13 protein-coding genes are annotated in these 12,895 nt (G+C 63.2%); 8 read left to right on the forward strand and 5 right to left on the reverse strand.

All coding sequences use genetic code 11. The annotated features are described in order from the left end of the window. The first annotated feature begins 53 nt into the window (after nt 1–53). Nucleotides 54–770: a DJ-1/PfpI family protein gene (locus tag RSO67_RS28245; RefSeq protein ID WP_315841558.1), complete on the forward strand. Its 717-nt coding sequence runs from the start codon at nt 54–56 to the stop codon at nt 768–770. Between the two features lie 42 nt (nt 771–812). Next, entirely contained in the window at nt 813–1,184 is a 372-nt protein-coding gene (locus RSO67_RS28250) for a nuclear transport factor 2 family protein (RefSeq protein ID WP_315841559.1), read from the forward strand. A 7-nt stretch (nt 1,185–1,191) separates the two neighbouring features. Here RSO67_RS28250 and RSO67_RS28255 read toward each other — a convergent pair whose 3' ends face one another. Then, nucleotides 1,192–2,688, reverse strand: a complete 1,497-nt coding sequence (locus RSO67_RS28255) for a PLP-dependent aminotransferase family protein (RefSeq protein WP_315841560.1) — start codon at nt 2,686–2,688, stop codon at nt 1,192–1,194. A gap of 109 nt (nt 2,689–2,797) precedes the next feature. Between RSO67_RS28255 and RSO67_RS28260 the strand changes: the two genes are divergently transcribed. Beyond that, entirely contained in the window at nt 2,798–3,754 is a 957-nt protein-coding gene (locus RSO67_RS28260) for a DMT family transporter (protein WP_315841561.1), read from the forward strand. Here RSO67_RS28260 and bla read toward each other — a convergent pair. After that, nucleotides 3,714–4,583 (reverse strand): class A beta-lactamase, encoded by an 870-nt coding sequence (gene bla, locus RSO67_RS28265; RefSeq protein ID WP_315841562.1) that lies wholly within the window; start codon nt 4,581–4,583, stop codon nt 3,714–3,716. The two genes, RSO67_RS28260 and bla, sit on opposite strands and share 41 nt — an antisense overlap. A 226-nt stretch (nt 4,584–4,809) precedes the next feature. On the opposite strand from bla, the gene RSO67_RS28270 reads away from it, so the two are divergent. Beyond that, the gene (locus RSO67_RS28270) at nt 4,810–5,523 is read left to right on the forward strand and encodes a DNA helicase (protein ID WP_315841563.1); all 714 of its coding nucleotides are present in this window, start codon (nt 4,810–4,812) and stop codon (nt 5,521–5,523) included. A gap of 44 nt (nt 5,524–5,567) precedes the next feature. Here RSO67_RS28270 and RSO67_RS28275 read toward each other — a convergent pair whose 3' ends face one another. Then, a complete protein-coding gene (locus RSO67_RS28275; protein ID WP_315841564.1) occupies nt 5,568–7,217 on the reverse strand; it encodes a glycosyltransferase family 39 protein in 1,650 nt (549 codons plus the stop codon). A gap of 353 nt (nt 7,218–7,570) precedes the next feature. Between RSO67_RS28275 and RSO67_RS28280 the strand changes: the two genes are divergently transcribed. From RSO67_RS28280 to thrS, 4 genes are all read left to right on the forward strand, one after another. Further along, nucleotides 7,571–8,434, forward strand: coding sequence for a DUF308 domain-containing protein (locus RSO67_RS28280; RefSeq protein WP_315841565.1), 864 nt, complete (start codon nt 7,571–7,573; stop codon nt 8,432–8,434). A 163-nt stretch (nt 8,435–8,597) separates the two neighbouring features. Beyond that, nucleotides 8,598–9,011 (forward strand): MucR family transcriptional regulator, encoded by a 414-nt coding sequence (locus RSO67_RS28285; RefSeq protein ID WP_315841566.1) that lies wholly within the window; start codon nt 8,598–8,600, stop codon nt 9,009–9,011. Nucleotides 9,012–9,535: 524 nt separating this feature from the next. Further along, nucleotides 9,536–10,132 carry a DUF6456 domain-containing protein gene (locus RSO67_RS28290; RefSeq protein WP_315841567.1) on the forward strand — a complete coding sequence of 199 codons (597 nt, stop codon included), beginning with the start codon at nt 9,536–9,538 and terminating at the stop codon, nt 10,130–10,132. Between the two features lie 135 nt (nt 10,133–10,267). Continuing rightward, nucleotides 10,268–11,680: a threonine--tRNA ligase gene (gene thrS / locus RSO67_RS28295; RefSeq protein ID WP_315841568.1), complete on the forward strand. Its 1,413-nt coding sequence runs from the start codon at nt 10,268–10,270 to the stop codon at nt 11,678–11,680. 72 nt (nt 11,681–11,752) lie between these two features. On the opposite strand, the gene RSO67_RS28300 is transcribed toward thrS, so the two are convergent. Both RSO67_RS28300 and RSO67_RS28305 read right to left on the reverse strand, forming a co-directional pair. After that, on the reverse strand, nt 11,753–12,196 hold the full coding sequence (locus RSO67_RS28300) for a SufE family protein (RefSeq protein ID WP_068734257.1): 444 nt from the start codon (nt 12,194–12,196) through the stop codon (nt 11,753–11,755). A gap of 92 nt (nt 12,197–12,288) precedes the next feature. Further along, a complete protein-coding gene (locus RSO67_RS28305) occupies nt 12,289–12,678 on the reverse strand; it encodes a DUF5330 domain-containing protein (protein ID WP_315841569.1) in 390 nt (129 codons plus the stop codon). Between the last annotated feature and the right edge of the window lie 217 nt (nt 12,679–12,895).

Genomic DNA, 12,895 nt, shown 5'->3' on the forward strand with positions numbered 1-12,895 from the left:
GAGTGTGCCGGGCTAGGGTCACCTTGTCCATTCACAAATATTCGGAGGAACCGATGATCCCGCCAGACCAGCATCTCCAGATCGGCTCGTTGCTGTTCGAGGGGCTCGACCAGATCGATCTCACCGGCCCGTTCGAAGTCCTGTCCCGCATTCCGAACACCACCTACCGCATCTATGGCAAGACCGCCGATCCCGTGCGCGACCACAGGGGACTGCGCATCACGCCCGATGCCGCCATTGCGGATGCGCCCAAGCTCGACGTGCTGCATGTCCCCGGCGGTTTCGGTCAGGAAGCGCTGATGGAGGATACGGTCGTGCTCGACTGGATCAGGGCACAGGCCGGACATGCGCGCGTCTTCTCGGTCTGCACCGGCGCGCTGATCTGCGGCGCTGCCGGCCTGCTGATGGGGCGCCGCGCGACCACGCATTGGGCGTCGTTTCATCTGCTGCGCTATTTCGGTGCGACGCCGGTCAACGAGCGCGTGGTGATCGACGGCGACTGGATATTTGCTGCCGGCGTCACCTCCGGCATCGATGGCGCGCTGCGTCTGGCTGCGGAATTGCGCGGCGACGACGTGGCGAAGGGCATCCAGCTCTACATGGAATATGCACCGGAGCCGCCGTTCAACAGCGGCACGCCGGAGACGGCGCCGGCTGCCGTATTGCAGCAGGCACGAACAGCCGTTGCCGGCATGACGGCGCAACGCGAGGCCACCGCACAACGCATCGCGACGAAGCTCGGCATCATCGTGCCGACGCCTGCGGAGTGAGCGGCGCAAGCCGCTTATCGTACAATTAGAAGGAATGCGACTATGAATCTCACGCATATCCACGCCTTCACTGCAGCGATGCAGAGCAAGAATCTTGAAGCCATGCTCAGCCACATGGCCGACGACATCGTGCTGAAGACGCCGCTTGCTGCCGAGCCATTCACGGGCAAAGCAGCAATCCGGCCGGTGGTCACGGCGCTGCTGGGTGTCGTCGACACCTTCGACTTCCGCGAAGTGCTGCAGGGCCCGGAACACGTGTCCGCCTTCTTCGGTATCACCGTTGGAACAGAACAGCTGGATGGCGTCGACTACTGGCGTCTGAACGACGCCGGTCTGATCCAGGAAATGACGGTGCTGTGGCGACCGCTGCCGGCGGCGCTGGCCGTCGAGAAGAAGCTGGCCGCAGCCGCGTAAGATAGCGTCAGCCCTTCGGCCGCTTCGGTGCCTTGCCGGAGCGGCCGCGTGGCGGAGCTGTGGCGCGCAGCACCTGTCCGACGATGGCGGCGGCCTTGTCGATCTCCTGTTCGTTCCAGGCGGAAAAGCCCATGAACAATCCCTGGCCGGTCACAGGTCCGGTGAAATACATCGATAGCGGGCGGCCGGTCACGCCGAGCTCGGCAAGTCGTGCCGAAATGGCGCGGTCGTCGCGATCGAGATCGAGATGGGCAAGCAACTGCATGCCACCGGCCGGCGGTTCGATCGTCAGGTGATCGCCGGCATGAACTTGCAGCGCCTGCAGCAGGTGATCGCGCCGGCTGCGATAGACACGCGTCATCTTGCGGATATGCGCCGCGAAGTGATCGTCGTCGATGAATTCGGCCAGCGCATCCTGCACCGGCGCCGGCACGATATGGCTGCCGTGGCGCTGCGCTTTTTCGAACAGGTCGGCAAGATCCGGCGGCACGATGGCGTAGCCGCTGCGCACATCCGCGAACATCGGTTTCGAGAACGTGCCCACATAGAACACGCGGCCGCTGTCATCGAGGCCCTGTAGGGCGGCGACGGGGCGGCCGTCATAGTGGAATTCGCTGTCATAGTCGTCCTCGACGATGGCAGCCCCGATGTCATTGGCAAATGCAAGCAATTGCTGCCGCCGGCTCACAGGCATCAGCCGTCCGGTGGGATGCTGATGCGACGGGGTCACGAAGATCAGCCGCGGGCGATCGCGCCGGCCTTTGATGGATAGGCCGCTGCCATCCAGCGAAATGCCGCGCATGGTCGCGCCGGCCGCATTGAGCGCCGCATATGCGCCGCCGTAGCCGGGGCTTTCGACCCAGGCGAGATCGCCGGCATTGAGTAGCACGCGCGCGATGAGTTCAAGCGCAGACTGCGCCGATGGCATCAGGATGATCTGTCGTGCCTCGGCCCGCACGCCGCGATAGGCGATGAGATGGCGCAGCAGGGCGTTGCGCAACGAGGCGCGATTGATGGCGGGATCGCCGGTCGATCCGCGTCGCGCCGCGCGGCGCAGGCAGCGCGCCCAGATGTCGTGGGGAAACAGCCGCGCATCTGCCAGCGCCGGAGCCAACAGCAGTGGCCGCCCTTTGTTGATGAACGGCCAATCCGACTTCTGCACGCGCTCGGCCCAGCGCGACAGGCCGAGCGGCTTCGGCGTCTTGCCGGCGATGTTGCGTCCGGTGAGCAACGCCTTGCGCTCGGCGGCGGCGACCGTCGGGCGTCGTCCCTGCGCGACGTCGAGATAGCCTTCCATGGCCAGTTGATCGATGACGGTCGAGACGGTGTTGCGCGCGAGGCCGAGCTGCAGCGCGCAGTCGCGGCTCGACGGCAGGCGATGGCCCGGCGGCAGCGCGCCGCTCAGGATCGACGCGCGGAGCTGATCGTAGAGCTGCCGCGTCAACGTTTCGCCGCTTGCGGACCCGCGCTCGATATCGATCAGCCCCGCGAGAATGTCGTCCATCAAACTGGCTCAGTCATTTTTACTGGAATGGATCTTTGATTGGGACCAGTAAAACCTAGTGTCATCGGTCTGTCGAGTGCGCCATGCACCGAAGCCGTGAGATGAAGCCATGTCTGAACATCCCCTGTCGCGCCGCACGGCGCTGCTGTTGTTTGCCGTCGTCGTGACCATGTGGGGACTGAACTGGACGCTGACGAAATTTCTGGTGCAGCACATTTCGCCGCTGTGGTCGGTGGCGATCCGCGCCGTGATTGCCACGCTCGCTCTGGCAGCAATTACCTTGGCGCGCCGGCAATTCATCGTGCCGCGCCGCGGCGACATGCCTGTGATCGTCAGTGTCGCGGTGCTGCATATGGGCCTATTCTCGGTGCTGGTTGCCTTCGGCCTGCAATTCGTGCCGGTCGGTCGCTCCATCGTGCTCGGCTACACCACGCCGCTCTGGGTCGCGCCGGCCGCGTGGCTGCTGCTGCGCGAACCCGTTCCGCGAGAACGTCTCGCCGGCATCGTGCTCGGTCTTGCCGGCATCGCGGTCATGTTCAACCCGTCGGCATTCGACTGGAGCAACGGCAGTGCGCTGATCGGCAGCGGGCTGCTATTGCTTGCAGCTTTGTGCTGGGCGGCGAATATCGTCTATGTCCGCGGCCACCGCTGGATCTCCGAGCCGTTTCAACTCGTATTCTGGCAGGCGCTGCTCGCGAGCGTGCTGCTGACAGTGTTGGCGCTGATGCGCGAAGGCGTCCCCGATATCGCCTGGACGCGCGAACTTGTCGGCGCATTGCTGTTCGGCGGGATCTTCGGCACGGCGCTGGCGCATTGGGCGATGGTGATCATCAACCGCAGCCTGCCGGCGACCATTACGTCCCTCGGCCTGCTGGCAACACCGGTGATGGGCGTTGCGATTTCCGCGCTGGTGCTGGGCGAGGCGATCGAGCTGTCGCTGATCGCCGCCATGGCCATGATCCTTGGCGGGATTGTCATCGGAACGATGTCGCGTTCAAAGCCGGACGCTGCAATCGCCGCGCAGCCTATCCCAGCCTCTGCCCGATCATCTCGCCAATCGCCGTGAACACCGTCTCCAATTGTGGAGCCGTCGGCGTGCCGCCCTGCGTATAGGCGGCGATGACGACGGGTTGGTCCGGCTTCGGCCAGGTCACGGCGATGTCGCCGGCGGCGTCCTTGCCGTTATTGCCCGTCTTGTCGCCGATCTTCCATGTCTTCGGCAACCCGGCGCGCAAGCGCTTGTCGCCGGTCTTGCAGTTCACCATCCAGTCGGTGAGCTGATCGCGCGATGCGGGCGTCAGCACATTGCCGGTGACGAAGCGTTTGACATTGCCGGCCATCGCGGCAGGCGTGGTTGTGTCCTGCGGATTGCCAGGGCGCGAGCGGTTCAAAAGCGGTTCGTTGTGATCGAGGCGCGAGACGCTGTCGCCGGTCCTGTTCCAGAAGGCGGTGAGGGCGGCCGGACCGCCGACGCGCGCCAGCAGCATATTGGCGCAGGTGTTGTCGCTGAGTTCGACGATGGCCTTGCACATGTCGGCCACCGACAGCGCGCCCTGGGCGAGATTGTCGCGCGCGACCGGCGCATATTGCAGAAGGTCGGCGGCGGCATAGGGGATCATCTGATCGAGCTTGTCCTCACCCCGGTCGATGCGGGCGAGCACGCAGGCGGCGAGCGATGCCTTGAACGTGCTGCACATCACGAAGCGCTCATTGGCGCGCCACGCGATCTTTGCGCCCGTCTTCAGGTTTTCGGCATAGACGCCGATCCGCCCGCCGGTGTCGCGTTCATAAGCCAGCAACGCTGCCGGCGCGTCCTTTGCTGTTTCCTTGGCAAAGGCCGGCCAGGCCATGAGCGCCGGCGCAGCCGCCAGCAATGTGCGTCGATTGATCATCATGGCGTGTCATTCGCGGGCGAAGAGGGAGAATTGATGGCGAGCGATTGGATATCGGCAATTTCGCGGGGAAGGGGATTGCGCTACACTCTGATTCTGGCGCGGCCCACGCCTCCCCCTCCAGCGGGAAAGTATCGATCATACCGGGCTCTCTGATCACCGAACCAACTGTTCGAGCATCAAGCATAAGGAGGGGTTGTGACAACGCTCGCACCAGGAGGTTCTCACGATGCGTCTTTCTGCACCTGTTTATCACTTGAAGCGCAAGGCCAGGCTTCTATCCCGCACCAATAACATTCCGCTGCACGAGGCACTCGACCGGGTTGCTGTGCAGGAAGGCTTCGGTGCCTGGAGCCTGCTCGTCGCGAGGATGTCTTCGGTGACACCTGCCGCGAAACTGTTCGAACAACTGTCTCCCGGCGATCTCGTGCTGGTCGGCGCGCGCCCGGGTCAAGGCAAGACGCTGATGAGCCTGAAGCTCGCCGTAGAGGCGATGCGATCCGGCCATCGCAGCGTGTTCTTCTCGCTGGAATACGCTGAAAAGGACGTGCTGGACCGTTTCAGTGCCATCGGTGTGGAGCGGGCGCGTTTCGATACTCTGTTCGAATTCGACAATTCCGACGACATCTGCGCCGACTACGTCGCCCGGAAACTGGCGGATGCGCCGCGCGGCACGCTTGTGGTGATCGACTATCTGCAACTGCTCGATCAGAAACGCGAGAACCCGGCCTTGATGGTGCAGGTGCGCGCGCTGCAGTCATTCGCGAGGGAACGCGGGCTGATCTTCGTCTTCATCTCGCAGATCCACCGGTCTTACGACCCCTTCGTGAAGCCATATCCCGATCTGGACGATGTTCGGTTGCCGAATCCTGTCGATCTCGGCCTGTTCAGCAAGACGTGTTTTCTGAACAACGGCGACATCAGGTTTCAGGCGGCGCGTTGAAACCCACGAGCTTCTGTTGTTCCGGCGCCTATGGTGCCGGAACGCTAAGGCGCGGGGATCGCGAGCAGGCTCGAAATGCTGCTGCCGCGGATGTCGTAGACCTTGGCGAAGACGACGTCGTCGCGCTTGATCTCGGCAATCACGGGGGCCGTGAGGCCTTTGCAGTAGAACTCGCCAAGCGTCATTGCAAAGTCGGCCGACTGGCTGTCCCAGCCGATGGTGAAGTCGGGACCGAGCGCGACTTGTGCCGGACGCTGCGGGCCGCACACGGCAACCTTCCACTTGCGGCCGACCGGCGGGCTTTCCTGGCGCTCGATGATCTGCTCGCGCAGCGCGTCGGAGGCCTGCTTCAGCGCAAGGCCCCAATAGTCCAGCATGTACAGCGCATCGGCCTGGCGAACGGTGCCGGCGATGTAGTTGAAGTGGGTGTACTGATACGGATGCAGCCGGATCATCTCGGCCGTCGGCAGCATCAGGCCGAAGGAGAACACGGCAACGGCAGCCGCTTGCGAGCCGCGATGATTGACGCGCAGCCAATCCATCAGCGCCGCGAAAGCCGCGCCGCCGAGCACGGCCATCGGCGGGAGCACGAAGATGAAATGCCGGATGCCGTTATACAGCGCCGGGCGCTTCACCATGGCGATCACCAGCGGCAATGTGGCGGCAAAGGTCAGCATCAACAGGATGGTCTTGCGACGCGCCGGCACGGTGTCGCGCGACAGCGACATGATGGTCAGCGCGATGCCGCCGAAGGTGAGGCTGAGCAGCACTTCCGGAAGCTGCAGCGCGAACAGCGTCGGCAGATAGGACCACGGCATGTCCGGCACCGAGATCATCGCGCCGTCGAACATCTCCTTCCACGGCTTCTCGAAGAAGTGAGAGAAGTAGCCCAGTGCGCGCAGCGGATTGGCGGGCTCGAGAATCGACCACGGCCAGATCAGGCCCATGATCAGATAGCCGAAAGCGAGGCCCGGCAGCAGCACGTAGAGCACATGCAGCAAGCGGTGCACGCTCTCGCGCACGCCATTGGCGCGGACATCCTCGATCCACAGCGGCATGAAACCGATCACTGCGTAGATCAGCGTGAGGCCGGCGAGAATGCGACAGCCGATCGCGCAGCCGGCACCGAGGCCGAGGATCAGGACCGTGCGCGGCGACGGGTTTGGATATTCCTGCGCAAGGCGGACAAGCCCGAGCATCAGGATGACCATCGCCACGGCGAAGGGCGCATCCTTCGGGTTCATGAACATATGGCCGTAGAAGGTCGGACACAGCGCCAGCAGCAACAGCGTGGCGAGGCCGCCCACGGGGCCGGCGACGCGGCGCCCGAGACGCCATGTGACGCCGAGGCCGATGACGCCGACGATCGCGCCGAGCAGACGGCGCGTCTCGAACAGCTCCAGCGGGATGATTTTGTGCAGCAGCGCGGCCGCCATATCGAAGCCGCCGCCATACATGTAGAGATTTGCAAACGACAAAGCGCCGGTGTCGGTGAACCCCGACCCGTACATCTTCAATAGAAGATCTGCATATTCAGCGTGGGTATAGTCGTCCCATCCGAGACCGTAGTCCCGGAACGTGAAGCTTGCGACGATACTGACAACGACTAGCGCCAGGATGGCGAGGTCGTCACACGTCCGTTCCACCGAGCGCCTTACTGGCGTGTCGATGGCCGCAGTCGTAATCGATGACATGGCGATGGATAACCCGGTGTCCCCAATGGCTCGGCTTTAGCGCTCTTTGAGCCTCGTTTCCCCGGCATCGATATAGCGCACTTCTCTTTTGAAGTAATTGAGAATTGTGGCTGAAGTTTCTTAATGCGTTGCAACAAACAGGACAAGGTAAAAGCTTTACCGTTTAGGGATAGATCGGCGTCTGCTGTCCCAAACCTGTTGTCTCCGGTGGAAGAAAACTCTCCCCAAAACCTACCACCAGGCCGATGTACAAGGGATGAACGCAAAATGCCGTTTGGCGGTGCACGCAATATGACGCTATCGTGGCACCCATGACGAGACTCGCGAGTGGTCCGTCGAGGAGTTCGAAGACTATGAAATTGCTGCTGATTGCCGGGATCGGGGTCATTCTGGCGGGCCTTGCCGCGATCGGCTTCGGCATTCCGGTCAAGGAATTCGGCTTCGGCAATACCCTGATCCTGACTGGAACGGTCGGGGCCTGCACCGGCCTGATCATGGTCAGCATGGCGCTCGCCGTCGGCGAGCTGAAGAAGTTTGGGCCGCAGGGCGAGATCGATGAACCGGTTCCGTCGCCCCGGCTGCCGCGCCGGGAACTGAAGTTGCCGCCGGTCCCGGGGGAGGACGCAGAGGAGGCGGATGACGCGCCCGCGCCGGCCCCGCTGTTCAGCCGTGACCAGCCGGCCGCTCGGCCTGCCGTTCCGGAGCCAGGTGTTCCCCCGTGGCAGGACGAAGTGCTGCGCGACCGTGAGCGGCTTGCCTCCGCTGCCGCCGAGGCACCGGTGCCCGAGGAGCCGAAGCGTCGCAATCTGCTGTTCCAGTCATCGCGCCGGGAGCGGGAGAGGGCCGAAGCCGCAGCCGCTTTCGAGGCGGCCATGCCAACGCCGGAGGCGCCCGCCGAGCAGCCGAAGAGTTTCGAGGATGCCTGGCCGCAGCCGGATCGGTCGCGCTCCGACGCGATCCGCCGCGCCGCTCGTACCTCGTCCTCGCCAAGCGACAAGCTGCCGGATGCCGCGCTGATCCCGGATCGTTACGTTCCGCCGACGCCGGCTGAAGAGCCGCCGCAAGCACCGGACGTCACCGTGCTGAAATCGGGGGTCGTCGATGGCATGGCCTATTCGCTGTATTCCGACGGCTCCATCGAGGCGCAGATGCCCGAAGGCATGATGCGCTTCGCCTCGATCGACGAGTTGCGTGAGCATCTCGACAACAGGGGCTGACGCCGTTCAGCCATTTCCGTTGGCGGTCACTTTCAGCTGATCTCGACTAATCTTGCACGCAGAATGAAACCGGCGCGCTATACGTTGTTATTGCCCTTGTGGCTGTAATGCCCGCATGATTGTCAAGTAAAGTGCGGCTCCAATCCTTGAAAGACGACGGACCATGAACGACATCGCCGGCAAGAGCTTCATCGATCTCACGGCGACGATCGTGTCGGCCTATGTCGGTCACAATCCAACACCGGCGTCCGAACTGCCGGCGCTGATCGGTCAGGTTCACGCCGCCCTGGTGCGGGTGTCGAACGGCCGGCCGGAGGTCGCGGCAGAGCCGGCCAAGCCGGCCGTGTCCGTCAAGAAATCGATGACCGCCGAATATCTGATCTGTCTTGAGGACGGCAAACGCTTCAAGTCGTTGAAGCGCCATCTGCGCACGCAGTACTCGATGACGCCGGAACAGTATCGCGAGAAGTGGGGACTGCCGGCCGACTATCCGATGGTCGCGCCGAACTATGCGGTGGCGCGTTCGCAGCTCGCCAAGAAAATGGGGCTGGGCCAGCAGCGCCGCCGGCGCAAGTGACCTGACAGGTGACCCGGGCAAGCGATCTGGGCAAGTAATCCGCACAAATAAAGCTAAGCAATAAAGTCAGGTTCCATCCGCAGGAACCAATATAGAACAAATCGGAGACGAAGAAAGTTCTACGTCTGGATGCGGGATACATCTCCCGCCACGCGCCATTGGTGTGTGACAACACAGGCAGGCGATACGTGAACTTGGCGGGTATGACGGGAGACTTTCAAGCAGACGTTGAGGCCATCCCGCGCATCGATACCGTGCCGCGAATTCTGGAAATGATCTGTCGGACGACGGGAGTGGGCTTTGCCCGCAGGTCGTGGCCGAGGACTGCGATGAACTCTGCGCGCGCCGGCCGCGGATCAATCGCAGTCGCCGCCGGAAACCTGCTTTCTCAACGCCGCAGCTTCGAGCGATCGTGCGAAGGTACTGGTTCTTCTGAATAAAAGCCCACAAAGGAATAAAGTCTAAAATTCTACTTGCCGGGCCATTCAGGATGTGAGCTTATTATCCTAAATGGAGTCGCCCCGATGAAAACGTCCCGCAGCACCACCAGGCATCCCGATCACGTCGATCACCATCGCGCGCAGCATCTGTCGCTGGAAACGCGGCAGATACTCACCGAGGACGGCGTCGCCAGCGTCCTCGTCAATGACAGTGAAAGCCCGCTCGGCTGGCTGGCCCGGCGCAAGGGCCGCGATGGCCGCAGCATGATCAGCCCGCATCAGTTCATCGCCGGCGAAAAGCTGCGCGCCGATTTCACGCGCGGCAACATGGCGCCGCGCATGACGGCGAACTGGGCCGCGCCGACCGGCGGCCGACCACGCGGGGCCGGCAGCAGTCCCGGCGAGATGACGGACGTCATGGTGACGTCGCGCCAGCGCGTCAGTCAGGCGCTGGAGGCCTGCGGGCCCGAATTTTCAGGGGTTTTGATGGACGTGTGCTGTTTTCTGCGCGGCCTCGAAGACGTCGAGCGTGAACGCAACTGGCCGGCGCGCTCCGCCAAGGTCGTGTTGCAACTCGCGCTGGATCGCCTCGCGCGGCATTACGGCTTCGCCAGTGAGGTCAGGGGACAGCCATCGCAAGTGCGAACCTGGCTCGCAGATGATGCGGCGTTCGAGAGCTAGGCCATGGACTCAATCGCACGCAGCCAGATGCGGATGGATGCGAGCTTGACGGCGGCCAGGTCGTTGGCCGCGCTCACAGGCCCGCGCATCATCGTTTCCGCGACGCCAAGCGGCTTGCGTTGACGCCTGTGCGTTTTGCCGCCATATACAGCGCATGAACGAGCTTCGATCAGCTGCATTGACCACCACGGCGACCGCTCACGGCGGATCGCCTTCTGGTCGCGCGCGCTAGAGACAAGCGTACTTCAACCAGAAAAGGCCCCGCCGGCGACGGACGGGGCCTTTTCTGTTTTTGATGATCCCCGTCCGCGCTTTTCCCCTCGTAAGGACACAGCAATGGACGATCTCGATCACAGAAATCTCGGCATACAACTCAAACTCTGGCACCTACAGGACGATGCGCCGGGCATGGTGTTCTGGCATCCGCGTGGCTACGCAATCTATCGGGTGCTGGAGGACTATCTCCGGCGCAAGATGCGTCAAGCCGGCTATGCCGAGGTCCAAACACCACAGCTGCTGCCAAAGGAGTTCTGGAGCCGCAGCGGCCACTGGGACAAATTCCGCGAGCACATGTTCCGGGTCGAAGACGGCGAGCAGACGATGGCACTGAAGCCGATGTCATGCCCTTGCCACGTGCAGATCTTCAACAAGGGTCTGCGCTCGTGGCGCGAGCTTCCAATCCGCTATGCCGAATTTGGCGCTTGCCACCGCAATGAGCCATCCGGTTCGCTCCACGGCATCATGCGAACGCGCGCCTTCGAGCAGGACGATGCGCATGTGTTCTGCCGCGAGCAGGACGTGGAGGACGAAGTCGCGCGCTTCATCGCTTTGCTGGGCGAGGTCTATCGCGATCTTGGTTTTCCCGACTACGAAGTGGCGCTGTCGACGCGTCCGGCGGTGCGCGCTGGCGACGACGCGACGTGGGACTGGTCGGAGGCGAAGCTCGGCGATGCCGCGCGGCAATGCGGCCTCGCGCCTCAAATCAATCCTGGCGAAGGCGCGTTCTACGGACCGAAGCTGGAATTCGCGTTGCGCGACCGGCTGGGACGATCCTGGCAGTGTGGCACGGTGCAGCTCGACAGCGTTCTCCCGCAGCGGCTCGACGCGTCCTACATCGCCGCCGACGGCAGCCGCGCAAGGCCCCTAATGATCCACCACGCGATCTTCGGATCGTTCGGCCGCATCATCGCGATCCTGCTCGAGCACCACGGCGGCGTGCTTCCTTTCTGGTTGTCGCCGGATCAGGTCGCGGTTGCGCCGATCTCGAAAGATCAGGCCGCATACGGCGCTGACGTTGCGGCGGCGTTCGAGGATGCGGGGATTAGGGCCGTTGCCTATGACGGCGCCGATACGCTTTCGCGGCGCATCGTGGCGGCGCATGACATGGCCGTGCCGGTGATGGCTATCGTCGGCGGGCGCGAGATGAGGGACGGCCGGGTGAGCCTGCGCGAGCGCGATGGCTCGCAGGCCGGCGTTCCTCTGGCCGAGGCGGTGTCTCGCCTGCAGGCGAGGGCGCGGTCGGGCGCGCTTGGCGCTGAAGCACGATAAACGTGCGTCAGCTGCGCTCCGATCAGTGGATCCCTGGCGGGCGTTTGGCGCAGCGCCTGCGGACGCTCGAGCCTATGGGGTCACGCCCTGGTTCGCATCTGCCAGGGTCTCCGTGGCGTCCCGGCGGATGCGCTCGACCATGGCACGCAGGCCGTTGGAGCGCTGCGGCGTGAGGTGTTCCTTGAAGCCGAGCTCGTCGAACACCTTGATGGCGTCGGTGGCCAGAATATCCTCGGCTTTGCGGCCCGAATACAGCGTCAGCAGGATCGCGATCAGCCCGCGAACGATATGCGCGTCGCTGTCGCCGAGATAGCTGAGCACCGGCGTGCCGTGGTCGCGGGCGACCTGGCGCGACAGCCAGACCTGGCTCGCGCAGCCGTTGACCTTGTTGGCGGAGGAATGTTCCTCATCCGGCATCGGCGTGAGGCTGCGCCCGAGTTCGATGACGTACCGGTAGCGGTCGTCCCAGTCCTCGAGTAGCTCGAAATTATCGCGGATATCGTCAATCGTGGTCATCGGGGCCTGCAAGCAATGTCAGGCCCTATATAGGGACGAACAGCGCCGAAAGCGACCGCCGTTTGCGGTAATTATCCGCCGCAATCAGCCGTTTAGGGAGCAACGGTGGGGGGCTGCCATTCGGCGGCGAGGTCGTCCTGGGTGAGCGTGTCGGGCCGGGCCATGGCGACCGCGCCCTGATTTTCGCCTTCGCCACCGATCGAGCCGGTGGTATCGGGCTTCTTCTCGGTGATGATCTGGTAGATTTTCTTCGCGCCGTCCTTGGCACGTTCGCCGATCACGGTGGCCGCATGGCCGCCGACTTCGCAGGTTGCCGGCTGGCGCTTGCAGAATTGGGCCATGTCGGACATTGCCGCACTCGCAGCCGATACCGCATCGGACGCGCCGATCTGAGGCAGCTTGTCCGACTCTGGCGTCTTGTCCCTTGGCAGCAGCACGAGCACGAGCCCGAGCCAGAATGCCATGCGAAGCAGGAAGAACATCGCGAACCCCGTTAGTCTCTTCGAACCGTTGCGATTTGTCGCAATTGGGATCGAAGTTAGCAGCAGTCGATAAATTGCAAGTATTTGCGATGCGGTTAAATCGACGAAAATTCGCTTCATTCGGTTTGGCGTAAATTTTCCATTGATGAGCGGCGCGTGGGTTTTCCGACACGATGTTGGGGATGCACACTTTCGAAACCATATGGGCGCCGCGATT

Origin of the sequence: Tardiphaga sp. 709, from assembly GCF_032401055.1 — a bacterium.
Lineage (GTDB): Bacteria > Pseudomonadota > Alphaproteobacteria > Rhizobiales > Xanthobacteraceae > Tardiphaga.